General features: G+C 54.0%; 18 protein-coding genes. 7 read left to right on the forward strand and 11 right to left on the reverse strand.

Annotation, left to right across the window (positions count from 1 at the left end):
- Positions 1 to 389: 389 nt before the first annotated feature.
- Complete coding sequence (locus J2754_RS10375) at positions 390 to 1,637, forward strand: tyrosine-type recombinase/integrase (RefSeq protein ID WP_245332982.1); 1,248 nt, start codon at positions 390 to 392, stop codon at positions 1,635 to 1,637.
- An 84-nt stretch (positions 1,638 to 1,721) separates the two neighbouring features.
- Here J2754_RS10375 and J2754_RS10380 read toward each other — a convergent pair whose 3' ends face one another.
- Both J2754_RS10380 and J2754_RS10385 read right to left on the reverse strand, forming a co-directional pair.
- The gene (locus J2754_RS10380) at positions 1,722 to 2,294 is read right to left on the reverse strand and encodes a DUF8160 family protein (RefSeq protein ID WP_211087371.1); all 573 of its coding nucleotides are present in this window, start codon (positions 2,292 to 2,294) and stop codon (positions 1,722 to 1,724) included.
- Positions 2,291 to 3,091 (reverse strand): ParA family protein, encoded by an 801-nt coding sequence (locus J2754_RS10385; RefSeq protein WP_123538933.1) that lies wholly within the window; start codon positions 3,089 to 3,091, stop codon positions 2,291 to 2,293. Before J2754_RS10385 ends, J2754_RS10380 begins: the two co-directional genes overlap by 4 nt.
- Positions 3,092 to 3,729: 638 nt before the next feature.
- Here J2754_RS10385 and J2754_RS10390 point away from each other — a divergent pair.
- Positions 3,730 to 4,890, forward strand: coding sequence for a restriction endonuclease (locus tag J2754_RS10390; RefSeq protein ID WP_049984642.1), 1,161 nt, complete (start codon positions 3,730 to 3,732; stop codon positions 4,888 to 4,890).
- Between the two features lie 196 nt (positions 4,891 to 5,086).
- Here J2754_RS10390 and J2754_RS10395 read toward each other — a convergent pair whose 3' ends face one another.
- On the reverse strand, positions 5,087 to 5,989 hold the full coding sequence (locus J2754_RS10395) for a hypothetical protein (RefSeq protein WP_211087372.1): 903 nt from the start codon (positions 5,987 to 5,989) through the stop codon (positions 5,087 to 5,089).
- A 68-nt stretch (positions 5,990 to 6,057) separates the two neighbouring features.
- Positions 6,058 to 6,351, reverse strand: coding sequence for a PadR family transcriptional regulator (locus J2754_RS10400; protein ID WP_089768627.1), 294 nt, complete (start codon positions 6,349 to 6,351; stop codon positions 6,058 to 6,060).
- A gap of 128 nt (positions 6,352 to 6,479) precedes the next feature.
- Here J2754_RS10400 and J2754_RS10405 point away from each other — a divergent pair, with 128 nt between their 5' ends.
- The 3 genes from J2754_RS10405 (at position 6,480) to J2754_RS10415 (ending at position 9,095) form a co-directional block, all read left to right on the forward strand.
- Positions 6,480 to 6,647 (forward strand): DUF1931 domain-containing protein, encoded by a 168-nt coding sequence (locus tag J2754_RS10405; protein WP_123538936.1) that lies wholly within the window; start codon positions 6,480 to 6,482, stop codon positions 6,645 to 6,647.
- 78 nt (positions 6,648 to 6,725) lie between these two features.
- A complete protein-coding gene (locus J2754_RS10410; protein ID WP_211087373.1) occupies positions 6,726 to 7,286 on the forward strand; it encodes a TATA-box-binding protein in 561 nt (186 codons plus the stop codon).
- 165 nt (positions 7,287 to 7,451) lie between these two features.
- Positions 7,452 to 9,095: an LA2681 family HEPN domain-containing protein gene (locus J2754_RS10415; RefSeq protein WP_245332983.1), complete on the forward strand. Its 1,644-nt coding sequence runs from the start codon at positions 7,452 to 7,454 to the stop codon at positions 9,093 to 9,095.
- 50 nt (positions 9,096 to 9,145) lie between these two features.
- Here J2754_RS10415 and J2754_RS10420 read toward each other — a convergent pair whose 3' ends face one another.
- Entirely contained in the window at positions 9,146 to 9,949 is an 804-nt protein-coding gene (locus J2754_RS10420) for a PD-(D/E)XK nuclease family protein (RefSeq protein WP_211087374.1), read from the reverse strand.
- Between the two features lie 138 nt (positions 9,950 to 10,087).
- Between J2754_RS10420 and J2754_RS10425 the strand changes: the two genes are divergently transcribed.
- Positions 10,088 to 10,606, forward strand: a complete 519-nt coding sequence (locus J2754_RS10425) for an ArsR/SmtB family transcription factor (protein ID WP_089768623.1) — start codon at positions 10,088 to 10,090, stop codon at positions 10,604 to 10,606.
- Between the two features lie 492 nt (positions 10,607 to 11,098).
- Here the strand turns inward: J2754_RS10425 and J2754_RS16840 are convergent, their stop codons facing one another.
- The 5 genes from J2754_RS16840 to J2754_RS10450 form a co-directional block, all read right to left on the reverse strand.
- Entirely contained in the window at positions 11,099 to 11,386 is a 288-nt protein-coding gene (locus tag J2754_RS16840; protein ID WP_483420144.1) for an HVO_A0114 family putative DNA-binding protein, read from the reverse strand.
- 107 nt (positions 11,387 to 11,493) lie between these two features.
- Positions 11,494 to 11,850, reverse strand: coding sequence for a hypothetical protein (locus J2754_RS10435; protein ID WP_211087376.1), 357 nt, complete (start codon positions 11,848 to 11,850; stop codon positions 11,494 to 11,496).
- A gap of 14 nt (positions 11,851 to 11,864) precedes the next feature.
- Positions 11,865 to 12,236 carry a hypothetical protein gene (locus J2754_RS10440; RefSeq protein WP_211087377.1) on the reverse strand — a complete coding sequence of 124 codons (372 nt, stop codon included), beginning with the start codon at positions 12,234 to 12,236 and terminating at the stop codon, positions 11,865 to 11,867.
- Between the two features lie 145 nt (positions 12,237 to 12,381).
- Complete coding sequence (locus J2754_RS10445) at positions 12,382 to 13,383, reverse strand: hypothetical protein (RefSeq protein ID WP_211087378.1); 1,002 nt, start codon at positions 13,381 to 13,383, stop codon at positions 12,382 to 12,384.
- Between the two features lie 90 nt (positions 13,384 to 13,473).
- Positions 13,474 to 14,154, reverse strand: coding sequence for a hypothetical protein (locus tag J2754_RS10450; protein ID WP_211087379.1), 681 nt, complete (start codon positions 14,152 to 14,154; stop codon positions 13,474 to 13,476).
- 128 nt (positions 14,155 to 14,282) lie between these two features.
- Here J2754_RS10450 and J2754_RS10455 point away from each other — a divergent pair, with 128 nt between their 5' ends.
- Positions 14,283 to 15,269 (forward strand): zinc ribbon domain-containing protein, encoded by a 987-nt coding sequence (locus J2754_RS10455; RefSeq protein ID WP_211087380.1) that lies wholly within the window; start codon positions 14,283 to 14,285, stop codon positions 15,267 to 15,269.
- An 18-nt stretch (positions 15,270 to 15,287) separates the two neighbouring features.
- Here the strand turns inward: J2754_RS10455 and J2754_RS10460 are convergent, their stop codons facing one another.
- The gene (locus tag J2754_RS10460) at positions 15,288 to 15,857 is read right to left on the reverse strand and encodes a metalloprotease family protein (RefSeq protein ID WP_211087381.1); all 570 of its coding nucleotides are present in this window, start codon (positions 15,855 to 15,857) and stop codon (positions 15,288 to 15,290) included.
- Between the last annotated feature and the right edge of the window lie 38 nt (positions 15,858 to 15,895).

Here is a 15,895-nt window from a genome sequence, read left to right on the forward strand (position 1 = left end):
ATCGGTAAGGATCCAAATCAGGACTGGTCGGTGAGAAGAACCACGAAGTGATGTTAATTCGATCTGAAACTGGGCTATCCTCCGAAACTGTGAACTTCCACCGTCTGGATTTAGATATAGCGACATACGATTTATTCTTGCGGCGTATTATTTTGGGCGTTTCTGTCCGGTTACCGTTTTCTCGTGTGGAAAACAGTAGAGGACAACCTATAAGTAAATCGAACGAAACGCTCTATCCACCGAAACCACCAGACTTAGAATCGCTACTGCACGGAGCACGTCCGCTCCTGCTGGCGATTTCACTCGCGCTCACACTCGAGTCTCTCACTGACCGCGACGACTACACGAACACTATGACCAAGACGACCGACACTCCACGCTACAGCACGATGGACCTCGAGGACGCCGAGGCCTTCTACCAGCACGAGATTACGCCGCAGATGCGTGCCGAGGGACTCGCTCCTGAGCACGAAACCCCCACCTATTCGTGGCTCGAATCGCACTTTCCGGGGTTCATCAAACATCTCTCGCGGCGATTCGACCTCTCACCGGGTGACTTCTACGAGAAGATCGACGTTCCGGTTGAGTCCAAGCCGGAGGAGCGACCGTTTGACTTCGTCGACGACGACGAGACGCGTGCAGCCCTCGAGGACTATCTCGTCGAGCTGCGCGATCGGCAGGGACGGGCGGAGTCGACGGTCGCCACACGCCGCTCTGCGCTCCGTCTGTACGTCCGGACGTACAAGGACGTCAATGGCACCGATGATCTGCTTGGACCGCTTCACGACGACGCTTCGCGGGCCGACGAGATGGATCGCGTCGCGGATACGTTCGACGTCCTGCGTCGCCGCGAGGATACGCTGACAACGCACGCGTCGCGACGGAAGTACGTCCAAGAAGTTCGGCAGTTTTACACCCATCAAGTCACGTTCAAGGGTGCACGTCACAACCCAACCGATCAGCTGGAACGTCGCTTTGGGTGGGATTCGACGCCTGAGTGGGACAATCAGGCTCTTGAGGCTGATCAGATACGAGCACTCTATCAGTCAGCCACCGATCCGGTCGACTGCCTCATCGTGATCGGGGTCTGCGGGTGGGGGCTTCGACCGAGCGAGGTTGCGTCGCTACGCGTTGACCAGCTGGTACTCGATCCACCAGAAGACGACACGGAGGCCGGACCGTACATCGAATTCGGGAGTGAGCGGAAGAACGGACCCGGGACGGTCGCACTCCTCACGGGTGTTGAAGATGCAACCGCACGGATCGACACTGTCGTTGAGGAGGCCGGCGACGACTGGATGGGCGCTGTGTTCCCGTCTTCGTCGGCGGAGAGCGGGCACCTGTCGACGTCGACGGTTCGACGTCGATTCAAGAACCTCGCAGAACGCGCTGGAGTGACTGTCGATGGGGAGGTCCCGACGCCGAAGATGGGGCGACGATATTGGTACACGGCATACGGAGAGGCGGTACGTCGTGTGGCCGAGCGGTTTGCAGATGTCGCTGAGGAGCAGGGGTCGAAGTCAGCGGAGGTCGTGTTGGATAACTATCTCTCAGAAGCGGAGAAGCGCCGACATCGCCGCGAGGAGATGCGAGAGGATCTTGAGGGCTTATTCACAAAAGAAACCGCTGTCCAGTGAGTAGGGTTCGGATACGCTAAGACCTGAAACAGAGGAATACGAGCTCCTTCTCTCGATTTTTGTGAATAGATCCGACGGGAGCAGTCAGTCAATCTCAAGCTCTTCTTTCAGCTGAGGGCTCTGGAGTCCGGCCCGAAAGACGGCGTTGAAGAAGTCCTTGTTCTTCGAGAGATCTTCACCGTGTGCGGCGAAATACTCGGTATCGAGTTCCTTGTACTTCACACGCATCTCCTGATAGACGCTCTCGTAGAGGTAGACGTTCACGTTGTGAAGGTCGCGAACAACAAGGCCCTTCGCGTCTGCGTCGAGTGCCATCTGCCGGACGGTCTCTCCGTCGGCTTCAACAGCGGTGTCGTCGATCTCATCTGCTGTGTCTGGTATATCTGAGGTATCTGCCATATCTTCAGCATCTTCGACATCGGACGTGGTGGATGAGGATTCGTCGTCAGAGGTATCTTCTATATCTGAAGTATCTGATGTATCTGGGACGTCTGCGTCTTCCGCAGTATTGGACGTAATGGATGCCGATTCTTCGTCGGCTGTATCTGAGGTATCTTCTGTGTCTTTCGTCTTTGTACCGCCGCCTCGAACTTCGTCCATACTCCAAACGTCGCTTTTCCGCTCCTCGAGTTCGTCGTCGCCGTCATTGCTGCTCATGCTTCCACCTCCGTAGTATGACGTTCGAGCATTTTCGCGATCTCGGTGTAGGCTTCGCGTGCGTCCTCGGTCTTCGCGTCGTCCTCGTGAAGGAAGATAGAGACACCGTTGTTCCAAGCACGCCGGATAGCGACGCGCTCAGGCACCTGGAAGACGTCGTATGGAGCGTCATTGAAGAACTCGATCATCTGCTTGGTATCGTTGTTCTGGACGCTCTCGACAGCGTTGATGACAATCCCAAGGATGTCGATGGTATCGATCTGGCCCGGGAAACTGTTTGAGAGATAGGCGATCTCTTCGTTCATCTTCTCGATCGCACGGATGGAACGTCGGGTTGGTTCAACGGGGATGAGGACTTGTTCGGCAGTGAGGAGGGCATTATCAAGGATTTGACTGAGATCAGGCGGGCAGTCAATGAGGATGAAGTCATAGTCGTGGTCAAGCTCGTCGACGGCAATTTTGAGTCGCATTTCGCTGTTTGCGACCTGAGTGACGAGCATATCTTTGAGACCGTCCATTGCTTTATTGGACGGAATGACGTCGAATTCGTCGTGATGCTCGATAATTTCATTGATCTCCTCGGTGCGTGTTGGTTCGACCATCACTTGGTGGAGAGATGGGATCTTCTGATCGTAGAGGTCACGGAAGCCCGTGCCTTCGGTGAGGGTTCCCTGCGGATCGGCATCGATGAGGAGGACATCGTGGCCTTGGTTCGCGAGCGCACCACCGAGGTTGATGGTGGTAGTGGTCTTTCCGACCCCACCTGCTTGATTTGAGATGGCGATTATCTGCGTCATATGTCCTATGTGTCTGAGGCGTCTGATATAATTGTTTGTCAGACGCACCTGCTGTATCTGACGTATCTGAGAAGATTGATCGAGGGATGAGACAGGTTGAGAAGTTCTTGGGAGGAACCTATCTGGTGTATCTGAGATATCTGACGCATTTAACACTATTCCCGTAAACACGGCATCTCACTACGGTATCTGAGATAACTGATAGCTGGTCCGTAAGTAGTGAAACTGAGATGACTGATGTATCAGACGTATCTGAGAATGAGATAGATAGCTCAATGGTGGTCGACTTCCCTTGCTGATATATCTGCCATATCTGAGATTGCTGAGGTTCCCAACGTGACGGCTCTGTGGTGACTGCGATATCTGATGTATCTGAGGAGGGAAGAATGGAGTGTGTGAATAGTAGTCGAGTTGGCAATTCCAATTGATTGGGAAATTCCACCGATGGAACAAATAGGAGAATCCCGAGTTAGCATACTCGTATGACTGAACGAGGAGAGTTGCTACAGCAGGGAATACCGTGTATGCAATAGCTCCACAAATAGGGTATAACGGCGTCTTCAGCTCGAAAGCAGCGTTCAAGTCGATATCCTCAAAGAAGTCAATACAACTAACTAAAACAAAGAGTATACACAACTATGTCGAACAGCCGAATTGAGGTCGCTCTCCAAACAGTAGGCAGTGACCGGTTTGAGCGGTTGATGCACGATTTATTGGAGCGGGAAGGATACACAGTGGATCCAACGGGGACAAGCGGTCCCGATGGCGGTCGCGACGCCTTCCTCGTGGATGGTGACCGAGACGGGATCCTTCATTGCTCCGTGCAGAAAGACAATTGGGTCGGGAAAGCCCACGACGACATCGAAACAGCTGTTGAGAACTTCGATCGTGACTTTGACTTCTACATTTTCGCCACAACACAAGACCCCAGTACGACCAAACGGGATCGGGTTGAAGAGGAGCTCCACGAGGAATGGGGAATTCCTACGACGGTTTGGGACTTCTCGAAAATCCGGAACAGCTTGGTGGGCGATCGTGAAAACAACGATCTGATCCGGGAACACCTCCGTGTCGACCCCAATCGACCGTTCGTAGACATTGAGTCAGAAGTAGATGATCTCTATGAGGATTTGCTGGATCGTGTGAAGCGCCGACAAGCTCCCGATGGGACAATTGTCGAGGACCCTGCCTTGGTTGTCGTCCATGTCATTCCTCAGGAAGCCGTTGACGACCATCACGACCGGTATGCAGGCGACCTCCCCCACCCACCTCAGTTCGAAAAACGTGATGCATACGCTGTAACACGACCGAAGGTGAAGATCACCGAAAATAATCGACGCTTCCATGATGGCACCGAGAGGGAGAGATACACTGCTATCCATCGGGACGGGTGGACTGAAGGTATCTTCACAGCTCTGTATCCCAGCGACAACCCCCAACTCCGGACGTCTATTGATCGACTCATAGCGAACTTCGTCCACACTGCTCTCGGGACGTTTGACGAAGCAGACATCTACCCGCCCTACTATGTGTACGTCAGCATACTGGGTGCCGAGGGGTACACACTTTCCCGACCAAGTGGATCAAACCGACCACCCAGCAATGTGCGACCTTTCACCAAGGACGAGATACGGTTGAATCGCGTCCAAATCGACAATCCAGATGTCGATGTCCCGGATGTGATGCGGAAGACGTTCGATCAGCTCTGGCGACATGGTGGCTGGGACCACTCAGTCAATTATCAAGCCTCCGAGACAGATGATGGTGAAACTGTCTACGAGTGGAATCCATACCGATAACAGTATCCACAGTAACAGAGCGAGTCGAGCATAATTGCTCTCCTGTAATTGGTTTCTCGATCAGTCACGGCATGGTCCCCCATCGGAATTACGCCACGATGAAACCTATTGAGGACAGCCGCTGATCCCTAGGAGTAGGACCTTGAACAGATCGATAAGCTAGCTGAAGACTCGCCTTCGTCCATCAGGATGGTTGTTATTGATGATAGAGACGCCAGAGCCAGCCGGGTGTTGAGGCAGTGATTTCGTCGATAACTGATGTCCACGGGTGGTTGCCGTGGAACGCCCGGGCATAGGGAGCCGAGATGTCCGCTGCCTCACTCACAAGGAGCAATGAGCCGAAAAGGGCGTATTCGGGGAGGAATGCAACATCACTCCACAAGTACCGCGGGCGAAGATATCCGAGAGGCCGCCACAAACGGTGAGATCGAAGCGCAGCCAGCTCCTCGTCGGTAACACCGAGTTCACGAACGGCCGTCGGTGTGATCCCGCCTCGACGCGTTCCGTGGGCAAGGACGCCCTCTAAGAGTGTCTTCGTATGCTGTCTCTCCGCGAGATGAGTCAAGAAGTCGTACTGTAGCTCAGTGGCGAAATGTGCTTGCGTACGGACTGACACTGCCTGCTCGAAACCTTCCTGCAGGTACGGGTGGTTCCACGTTGGTGAGTCGAACTGGTGCTGATACGCGTGGCACAACTCCGACGCTAAATACGTGTACGCCGTCGTCTCGGGGAGCTGCCCTGGGCTCACGCCGATTCTGCCCGTCCGGGCGGAATATCGTCCGCCGATGAACACGAGCGTCAATGAGGCCGGCAGATCGCTCGTGAGGAGTGCGAGACGCTCCCTACGCGAACAGTCGTACACAAGATGTTCACGCCACATCTCGCGGTACGGTGTGGAATCGACATCGAGAAGGTCGTCGTAAAATCGCGTGAGTTCATCGAAGCGTTCGTGAAGGTCAGCCTCGCTTGCGAGGGGGCCATCGGAACTCTGTAGGAGTGGATCGGTCAGGGGTGGTGCGTCCGGGTACTCCGCCCGGTACGCATCAACAGCGTCTGAACAGATTGACCGTAGCTGTTCGAAGAACGCCTCGTCGTGCATCTGAATGGATATAATGGTGGAGGGGAGTAACCTTCGTTCGATAGGTTGGATTGACTGTTTAAGCGTATCTATGCAGGAGCGGACTCTGCGGGTTCGACGTACTGGTACTCCCACTCGCGTCGAGCCTCAATTTCACGGCGGCCACGACGGGTGAGCGTATAGACGTTCGTTCGCCGGTCTTTTTCACCTTTCTCGACGAGTCCCTTCTCAACAAGCGTGTCGAGGTTCGGGTAGAGTCGGCCGTGATGGATCTCTTTCTCGTAGTAGTCTTCGAGTTCCTCCTTGATGGCGAGGCCGTGGGGCTCATCAAGGCCAGCAATCACGTACAGGAGGTCCCGTTGGAATCCGGTCAGGTCGTGCATCGTCCCGCTCCCTGATACGAAGTGCTATCCCATACGTCTGTTGTCCTGCAGATGGCGGTAAAACCTCTGCAAGCGCCGAATCAGATACCTGTATGTTTATACAGAGGACGGGAGAAATACCGCTGCGTATGACAGACCTGATCGTCAAATCGGCCGTGAAAGAAGCGCTCAACGACCACAACGTCTCGGCGGATTTCTACGAAGCACTGGACGACGAAGTAACTGAAGTACTCGAAGATGCAGCCCGGCGTGCCGAGGAAAACGATCGGAAAACTGTCCAGCCCCGCGACCTCTAGCTCGGTCGGAAAGTACTACCCCCATTGCTCGAATTCACCCACCTGTTTTTAAGACACTCGTGACTGGTAGATATCTCTATGAGTATGACAACGGAGTCAATTCAAGTCGAGAACGTCGTTGCCTCATCCGATATCGGTCAAGAACTCGACCTCGAAACGCTCTCTGGGGACTTAGGAGCGACCGACTACGATCCTGATAACTTCCCGGGGCTCGTCTATCGGATGCACAATCCCAAAGCTGCAGCACTCATCTTCCGCTCGGGGAAAGTGGTCTGTACGGGAGCGAACAGCGTTGATGACGTGACGACTGCGCTTAAGCACGTCTTCGACGAACTCCGCGAGTTGGGCGTCGATGTCGCAGCATCGCCAGAGATTGAAATCCAGAATATTGTCTCGAGTGGGGATCTCGACCACACACTCAATTTGAATGCGATCGCGATCGGTCTGGGCCTCGAAAGCGTCGAATACGAACCTGAACAGTTCCCGGGGCTTGTCTACCGACTCGATGACCCGGATGTAGTCGCACTCCTCTTTGGAAGTGGGAAACTCGTCATCACTGGTGGAACACAACTCGATGACGCTGAAAAAGCTCTGGTAAACATCGAAGATCGGCTTAACGATCTTGGGTTACTGGACTGAGCTGTTTAGTAATGGGCGGGGAGGACACCATCTGAGTGACGGAGGCAGATCTGTTGAACACTTTCTATTGGAGGGATTTTGACGAATGTGTTGCACCCAAGGTCCCTCTGTATAGCTTTCTCATTTCGTCGGTAATCACATACATAAGGACTGTGAGAACCTTGCATGGACAGTCAGGATATGGATGAGGATACTTCATTTGTTTCGGAGCTAACTGAAAAGGAGGTGGTTGAACTACACAAGTTACTACCCGGTTTTAAACAAGAAGTGGTGACGCGTCTGGAGATGTTAGAATCGGTCGAAAACTTGGACCCTCTAAACCAATTCCGAGTAATTGGGTGGCTTGTAGACTTCGGAGGCGATCTTGATGATAATCTCGCTATTACAAAAGGGATTGAGCTTGGTGAGTCGATAGATAAATCTAAACTAAGTTCTCAGAACCGTGGTATGTTACATTATCGGTTGGGAACGGCGTACTCCAACCGTGCGTCCATTACTACTCACGACGGTAACCAGTGGAGCTGGGCGATCCCTGATATTGAGGAGGCGATGAAACAGTACCGACGTGCAATCCAAGAGGAAGACTTTGAAATTCTTCCAGAAATGGAGCAGTGGCGAGCACTTACTAATCTTGGGAACCTCTACTCAACTGTCGGACGGTTTGTTGAGGCGTTCGACTATTGGAATGAGGCACTCATCCGACAACCATACTGGTTTCCTGCGCGGGGTCAACGCGGTATCGGGTTCTTGTATTATGCAAATCACGACTACGACGCCGGTCACAAAACAATCCTACTCAAGAAAGCATATGACGAGTTGGAATTTGCAGGATTGGACCAATATATCGGTATTTCACCAGAATCGACGACTCAACGCTTTCTCCAAATCAAGGATCGGGTCGCCGCTCAATTTGAATCTCCACCACCCTCCGATGAAATTCTTGATTTCGAGGGGTCTGACCTAGGTAATACAGAAGAGGAGAAACAATACCGGCGTTGGTGTCTCAATCATCGTCTCTTTTTGAACACGCTGAACGATGTTACTGATGACCCGGTTGCAGCCAGAGATATACTCAATTTGGGACAGATTCGGAGTGAACGAACCGAGCGAATCGTATCGTGCTTAGGTCTATGGAATCAATTAGTCGAAGAATATGTCACGGCACGGTACTTGCTCTATGAGGGTCTAAGTCCTAGTTCAGAACACTTCGCGGACAACGGCGTCCAACATATGAACACTCTTGATTATCCGATTCACTCTATCTACGGTGAGAAGCTAAAAATCGCACTTAGAACTGCGTACTCCATTTTTGATAAGATCGGCCAGTTCATCAACTACTACTTTGAGTGCGGTAGGGACCTTACTGAATTAGATTTCACTGACATTTGGTACACAGAACGGCATGGAGACGAACTCAGAGAGCAATTCCAAAATAAGCCAAATCTTCCACTTCGGGGACTCTACTGGCTAAGTAAGGACTTCGGCGAGTGGGATCTGCATATTGAAGGATCGATCGACAAAAGCGGTCGAAAACTTGCGGATATTCGAGATGCCCTTGAACATCGATACGTGAAATTGACAATGGTCCCGACACGAGAGGACAATGAGACCGAACGGTTTAACGACGAACTTGCGACGACTATTGTTCGGGATGATCTTGAAGACCAAGCGTTGGCGATGCTACGGAAGGCCCGTGCCGGTCTGATCTACTTGGCTTTGGCCGTCAATATGGAAGAAGAACTGAAGGCAGGATCTGACGAGTTGGCTATGCCTCTCCAATTCGGTCCGCTACAACCAGGTCCCCAGTAGCTTCGAGTCTATGTTTTCGACGAGCAATAAAGGTATGATGATAAATCGCATTAGGCGTCAACAGTGGACTGAGAAGTGTCACCACGACCCGTTGCGTCCTCGATGTTCTCCTTGGTGGCTTCCACGTCTGTATCGTCGGGTTCTGCAACAAGAACGGTGCGATCTGGGGTCGGGTCAGCACCCATCTGGAGGTGGTCGAAGCGAAGGGACTCCTTCTCGCAGAGCCAGCAGTCACACTTCTCGAAGGGAATATCTTCTTTGCTCGTCGGGTAGCCTTCGTCGATAATTGTGGCGGCGATGTGCTTGCCTTTCTCGAGAAGGTCCTGGACGCGCCCCGGATCGGGACCGAAGGCATCAATGCCGGCGCTCCCCGGTGGCCACGTCCGAATTTCGAGATCGGACTTCGCGAGGTACACGATCTGACCCTGAGACGCACCAAGCGCCTTCATATAGAGATAGATCTGATCTAGATGGCGCTCGATGGGTGGATTGAACCGATACCAGTTTGCTCGCGACTTGTAATCGTAGACAGTGTTGGTGCCGGGCTCGTATAGGTCGGCGTGGCCGATGATCGTGAGCCCGTCCATCTCCATCTCGATTGCGACTTCGCACTGGGTTTCGACGTCAAGGTCCGGGGTGACCTCGTTTTCCATGAACTCGTGGATGGTGGTTCCCGTGTGGAAGGTGCCAAGCGCGTCGGTATGGTCGAGAAGACCGAGTTTTGAGTTGTAGCATTGGCGGGAGCACTTCGCGAGCTGACTCGGGTGGAAGGTGTAGGGGTCGAGCTCGGTGTGGCTATGCTTGTCGTTGAGCTGGATGAGTGTGGACTGGATTGCGGACTCGAAGTCGATCATAATGAATCTCCTCTTCGAACGGCGTCGCAGCGATGGATGCGAGGCCCGTTCGTCGGTATGCGGGCGAAAAACAAGACTGATTCAATATTTTGAACTAGGATTCAAAACAGTAATGGTGCTGGAGATCCGAATACGTGTATGAGCGACTCTGGAACCACGGATCACACGGCAAAGGTCGCCCGGATTCGGGAGGTTGCGATGACAGTTCGTGAACCAAAAAATGCGGGAGAGATAGCTGAGGCTGCTGGTGTTGCCCGAAACACGGCTGAAAAGTATCTCACGCAACTGGTCGAAGCGGATAAACTCGCGACGATCCAGCGGGGTCGCGAGACCCGCTACTATCCAGATCCAGTCACCCAGTATTTCGATCAGATCCGTGACCTCGTCAACGACCATCGAAAAGACGAACTCACGGCTGAACTAGATGCAATCCGGGACGATATCGACGAGTGGAAAGAGGAGTACGATGTGGAGTCCGCTGACGAACTTCGGGCGACCGTCGGTGATGATATTCCGGCATCCGAACGCCGGCAGCGGCGCCACGACGCGGAGGATTGGGACTACTATGAGCACCAGGCGATGCTCATCAAGCAAGCAATTCAGCTCTATGATACGATCGAGGCGACCCGTGAGAGTCGTATCGCCTCCGCCAACTGACTCGGTGACAGTAAATGGGAAATCCGCCGATTTCTGGAGACACACATCTCCACCGATACGAGGTCCACAAACGAGTCGCAAATCGACTTCAACGGGAAGCTGGCGTGACGACCGTAGAAGCCAAACCGAGTCCGATGCGGCCAGTCCGTCTCGCGGCGACCCTCGATCGCGCGGTCTTTTTTGACCAGAACACGGACGCTGGCGACGCGACACTTGAATTCGAGTGGCGCCCCCATTCGAAGCGCGATGAGTTCCGCATTCAGTATAATGAACCGGGGACCCCGTGGTCATGTGGCTGGCATCAGGACAAAACCCACGAGAAGCTCGGCCCAAGTCATTTCCAAGTTGACCACGAAGCGTGGCCAGCACCACACCGTGAGTCTGCATCCTTCACAGACTCGAATCCGATGGCAATCCTCGAAACTTGCCTCACTGAGCTTCGTGACCGTGTCCCGAGTCTCCCGGACAGCGTTCGCCCGAGTCCGTAGGTCGCTACGCGATGGGTTCGGCGACGACAGTGTCGTGCTTGAGGTAGGGGATTTTGCGTTGGCCGTCGGTATCGAACTCGACGATATCGGCCTCAAAGAGAAGATTGAGGTCGCGACTGACGCCGGAGACGTCGCGATCGAGCTCATCGGCGAGGGTGCGGACGGACTTGATGTCGCCTTCACGGATGCGGGAGATGAGTTGCTGGCGCTTCTCCGTGAGGACCTTCTTGGCGGTCTCTCGGTCGGTGACGAGGACGTCCTCGAAACCGCTGGTAGCGAGGGCACGGGCCAGTCGGGATCGTAGTTCAGCGTCCCCGTCCGCGTTGGTGTGGTGGTCGGGGGCCGTCGTCTTGTGTTGTAGTCAGCCCGCAACAAAAACGGGTGTTTCGACGTACTGGATCAGTATCGCATGTCGCGCGGTCGCCGCCCGCGAAGGCGGCGCGGTGTCTTCCCCGGAGGCTTCGGGGGTGGCGTGTTTCGATCAACGTGGCTATCCCAGTGTTCAACCGCGTACCGACCGTCGTGTATCTCGTAGATGTAGCCCTCGTATTCCCGGTAGGTAGGCGAGTAGAGCGTCTCTTTTCGCGTGAACCGGAACTTCGCGTCGGCGTTCGGCTTGTCCTCTGGACCCTCGGTGATTCGCTTGACTTGGTAGGCATAGCTGTAGCCGTCTCGTTCGTGCTTGCGACACCACCCGTCGATGAACGCTTCGAGGGCATCCTCTGGGCTGTCGCCGATGAATCTGTCTCGTGGCATCAGTCTGTGTGTGGCTAGGCGGTGATCTGGTGGTCGTCGACGGGCGTCCAGGTGTCCTCGCTGGGCCCGCGGCGTTCGTGAACGACCTCGAAACCGTCGCCGGGTTCGATAGGACGAATAACGACCCGATGCTCGATATCGTTCCGGTAGCTCGCCATCGCGATCCCTCGGTCATAACGCGTTTTTACCCACGTACAGAGCGTAGTCGTGCTTCGGTGGACGAGTGGGTGAACTTCCTTGAGATCCGCGGTCTGCCAGTCGTCGCCTGCGCCAACGCGCTGCTCGTGGACGATGTCGACCTGGGGGCGGTCAGGCCATTCCCGGATGACGACGCGATGGGACTGATCGTTCGAGTCGATGGCGACGTTGGTCGCAGTGTCGACCATCGTTGACCAGTGGCAGAGGATCTTCGTTGAGGGCTGTGTGGACATAGTTCGATCGCACCGTTCGACTCGGTGTGGACGAGGAGAAACGCGAAGGGTAGTACTACCCCTGACAGAATCTTTGGACACTCACAAGGGGGGCACTCGATCAAAGGTCGTCGTAGTCGGCGTCGAGGACGGCTACGATTGCGCTCTGGAGAATATGCCAGAAGTAACCGCTGAGGATGGCTTCACGCCAATCTTCACTACCGTAGGGTGCCTCGCTGGCTTGTTCGGTTTCGTAGGCGTCCTCGAGGCTGTACATTTCGGTGAGTTGGTCGGCGAGTGCTATCTGTTCGACGAAGGAGAGCTCACGCCAGAGGTCGGCTCGGTTGGACTCGATCGTATTGTGGATCGCGTCATGGAGACTGAGACTCTCGTTCTGGAGCCGTTCTTGGGCTTCGGCGGCGAGTGACCTGATGAGGCGATCAGGGTCGACGCTGAGCCAAGAACCGCTGGCGGCCGCTGCGGGGCCGGTCTCAGTCAAAGAGAGGAAGGGCTGCGGTTCGGTTGGTTCGTCGGTGTCGTCGCCCGCGAGTGTGTCGACGATATCGGTGATTCCCCAGAGGTTGTAGACACCCGCAATGTCGATTTCGCGGTGGGAATAGACCTCGTTGTGCTTCTGGACGAGGATAAGGCACTGAACGTGGAAGTCAACGAAAGTAGGGCGGCCGGTTTCGCCGGCGCCGCGGTCAAGGAAGATGAGGCCAGTCTCGGGGTTGAAGAGGAAGAGAGCGACATTTCGGGGTGGGCCTCCGCCGACACTCTGGTAGTCGACGATGCGGCCGTCCGGCAGATTGTAGTCACGAGCGGGGTACCGGGTCGCGACTTCCGCGACGATCCCGTGCGTGAAGGTGCGAATGGGTGGGGCGGAGTCGATTTCCTCGTATTGAGGGGAGTGGAGGACGTGCTCGATGTCGAGATGGTCGGGGAGGTCATCGGGGTCAATGCTCGTAGCAGCGAGCGCAGCTGCAGTGGCTTCGGTGTCAGTAGCGAGATACCGACTCGGTGCGAGCTCGTAGGGCTCCTTGAGGCGGACAACATCGCCCCGCTCGAGGAGGGGGAACGGGATATCGTCGGGGATCGTGGGCGTTTGATTCGGTTTTACCATGCGTCTGCGCTTGTGGCGCGAAAGAAACAACCAACGAGGCAGCCGTACGAACCGCAAATAGAGGAGGCCATACTCCCACAACCGATAAGATCAAGAATAATTTTCGAGGACGAGGAACACGAACTGCTGAGCGAAGCCGGTTACGAGAACAGCTAAGCCAAGTCTTCTAATCCTGGTTGTATATTTCTCAATTTGACGGTTTATTTCTTTATCAGTCAGGTTTTTCGGATAGAAGAAGGCGGCAGTGTCGGGCACACCGGGTCCAGTCGTCCAGCCCTTGTATCCCGTAAGTTCTGTTTCCGGTAGTTCTTCAAATAGCGCTATATCCAGTGAACTCCCTACTTCAATTCGGTTTATATCATCTGCGTCCCAACCATCCTTGACAAAATATAGCCCATGTGTGTGATCACTAAGACCGTCCTGTATAAGTGGTGTAATTACCTCCAGTAGTTCAGGAAATCCGATTTCAGTCTCTTTCTGAGTGGGTGCGCTTCCTGAACGACATAGAGTAGAAAAACCACCTCTGCCCGTCCTGTCTACGGTTTCCTTTGCGTAATTCAGTCGACCACTGAATGTTTGGTGCCAAATGGCAGGAATATCAGGAACTGCAAGAATAGTAGCACCGAATATATCGATCAACAACCCCAGTAAAACACCCCAAAATGGAGGATAGTAAAACAAAACTAGGGAGTCAATTCCGATTAGGAATATAATAGATGGAAATAAAACCCATCTCGTTCTTGGAGTCTTGATTGACCGTTTTATAATCATCAGACTCAACTGGTGGTTTAAGCTTGAAAATTCAATCGATAGGTATGTAGACCGCTCTATGGCATTCTCAGATTAGAACAAGAGTGTTAAGCAAGGGGACAGCATTATCTGGATGAGGCGGATGAGTTATGCCACCGGACAGCACGCGGGAGCGGATAGAGTACGACGTCATAACACTGTTTGCGACTGCTGAGGTAGACTCAGAGCAGCGACCGGGAATTGCCGAGGCGTTACGCGAATCCCGCACACAACTATCGAGCCAGACCGGCTATCTGATGCGCTTCGGAGACGCTTCGCATCGTGAGCTGACTGTCTTCGATGTGGTTTCGCTCCCGATCAAGAGCTATCCGGTATCTGAGTCCGCGTATGCCTCCCTCCCGGATCGCGTTCGCGAGCAGCTCCAAGACGTCGGTGCCGTGCAGATCGTCGCCGATTATGATTCAGAGGCAAGCATCTTCCGCGATGTCGTGTGGCCGGGTGCGGAGTCACCAGGAGACACCGCGGACCCAGTCGAGACGATAGACGACTCGCCAGACAATGGTTCGACCGAACAGTCGGTAGGTGCGGGCGATGGAGTGGGTACGGACGCGATGGTCGAAGAGCACGGCTCGGATGATTCGGCGCAGACGTATCGCCCGATCACACGTCGCGAGTTCGAGACGTTTCTTGAGGGTGTCAGCGTCGATTTTGAGCGGAAGACGTACGGCTGGACAGATGAATGGGTGTACGAGTCGATTCTGGATGACGGGGAGAAGTGCCTGCGAGTATACTCGTCGATCGACCGCGAAGACAACGCAAGTCGTGAAGCTGGTTCAGACGCGATAAAGTCGGTCCTCCTGCTGAATGTGGCCGACGCCGGCAAGGAGCCGACGTGGCGGCCGCTACGGAAGCCAAAGCGGACGTATCGGATACAGACGTGGCCACAGAATCTTCGTGAGAAACTCGAGAACGCGGTGGCAACGCAGGACGAACTAAAGGTCTGCTCGGATTGTGGTCGGCCGATGGTACTCCAATCCCCGAAAGGGAAGAACCGCCAGTTCTGGGGGTGCTCAGGGTACTATGAGAAGACGGCAGGTAGTGACCGGGCGTGTGATAATACCGCACCCGTTCAGTAGGTCGAATCATTTGAAATTTTAATTCGAATCCTTGCTGTCAGGGATGCAGATTCGGAATTCTTCAGGGTTGGTATGATAGACAATGGATCCAGATGGAGCATTGTAGACCCGAAAAATTGCATAGAGATCTGCCCGGGACATTGAGGTGTTTACTACGAGGACGGCAAATGCGCTAAACACGAGGAGCGGTATTGGCGCGAAAAATAATGGTAGGAAGATGAGATTGAGCAAAAGAAGTGGTGCGCTCAAAGCCAGCATGGATTCTTTTCTAGATATAACTTGGTCAAACGCCCCTGCATAGAACGCATTGAGACGGTCAGCTTTCCCCCAATCAATCTCGTACCCGAGCAGGGTATACACGATACCATGGATCGATTCATGCCCGAGAATAGTCATCCCTCCTACCACAAGGAAAGTCAGCAAGAAGCGAACCAAATTATCGCGTAGAAACTCAATTCCGTGGAGCGCACCCACCACTACGAAGAGAGTAACAACCCCGAAGCCCGCCAAGAATTTAGCCTGCTTCTCAAGGACCGTAGGATAGCTGACCAAAATGCATTCAGTGTATTCTTCAGATAGCTCAATCATACTCAGCATATGCGTTTAATCTCTAATGGCTTAGGCTC

Source organism: Halarchaeum nitratireducens (assembly GCF_017874695.1).
Taxonomy (GTDB): Archaea; Halobacteriota; Halobacteria; order Halobacteriales; family Halobacteriaceae; genus Halarchaeum; species Halarchaeum nitratireducens.

Excerpts from the sequence above, each read along its gene's own strand:
- J2754_RS10375 (WP_245332982.1), top strand. The coding sequence starts at position 390 with ATGGACCTCGAGGACGCCGAGGCCTTCTACCAGCACGAGATTACGCCG.
- J2754_RS10380 (WP_211087371.1), bottom strand. The coding sequence starts at position 2,294 with ATGAGCAGCAATGACGGCGACGACGAACTCGAGGAGCGGAAAAGCGAC.
- J2754_RS10385 (WP_123538933.1), bottom strand. The coding sequence starts at position 3,091 with ATGACGCAGATAATCGCCATCTCAAATCAAGCAGGTGGGGTCGGAAAG.
- J2754_RS10390 (WP_049984642.1), top strand. The coding sequence starts at position 3,730 with ATGTCGAACAGCCGAATTGAGGTCGCTCTCCAAACAGTAGGCAGTGAC.
- J2754_RS10395 (WP_211087372.1), bottom strand. The coding sequence starts at position 5,989 with ATGCACGACGAGGCGTTCTTCGAACAGCTACGGTCAATCTGTTCAGAC.
- J2754_RS10400 (WP_089768627.1), bottom strand. The coding sequence starts at position 6,351 with ATGCACGACCTGACCGGATTCCAACGGGACCTCCTGTACGTGATTGCT.
- J2754_RS10405 (WP_123538936.1), top strand. The coding sequence starts at position 6,480 with ATGACAGACCTGATCGTCAAATCGGCCGTGAAAGAAGCGCTCAACGAC.
- J2754_RS10410 (WP_211087373.1), top strand. The coding sequence starts at position 6,726 with ATGAGTATGACAACGGAGTCAATTCAAGTCGAGAACGTCGTTGCCTCA.
- J2754_RS10415 (WP_245332983.1), top strand. The coding sequence starts at position 7,452 with ATGGACAGTCAGGATATGGATGAGGATACTTCATTTGTTTCGGAGCTA.
- J2754_RS10420 (WP_211087374.1), bottom strand. The coding sequence starts at position 9,949 with ATGATCGACTTCGAGTCCGCAATCCAGTCCACACTCATCCAGCTCAAC.
- J2754_RS10425 (WP_089768623.1), top strand. The coding sequence starts at position 10,088 with ATGAGCGACTCTGGAACCACGGATCACACGGCAAAGGTCGCCCGGATT.
- J2754_RS10435 (WP_211087376.1), bottom strand. The coding sequence starts at position 11,850 with ATGCCACGAGACAGATTCATCGGCGACAGCCCAGAGGATGCCCTCGAA.
- J2754_RS10440 (WP_211087377.1), bottom strand. The coding sequence starts at position 12,236 with ATGGTCGACACTGCGACCAACGTCGCCATCGACTCGAACGATCAGTCC.
- J2754_RS10445 (WP_211087378.1), bottom strand. The coding sequence starts at position 13,383 with ATGGTAAAACCGAATCAAACGCCCACGATCCCCGACGATATCCCGTTC.
- J2754_RS10450 (WP_211087379.1), bottom strand. The coding sequence starts at position 14,154 with ATGATTATAAAACGGTCAATCAAGACTCCAAGAACGAGATGGGTTTTA.
- J2754_RS10455 (WP_211087380.1), top strand. The coding sequence starts at position 14,283 with ATGCCACCGGACAGCACGCGGGAGCGGATAGAGTACGACGTCATAACA.
- J2754_RS10460 (WP_211087381.1), bottom strand. The coding sequence starts at position 15,857 with ATGATTGAGCTATCTGAAGAATACACTGAATGCATTTTGGTCAGCTAT.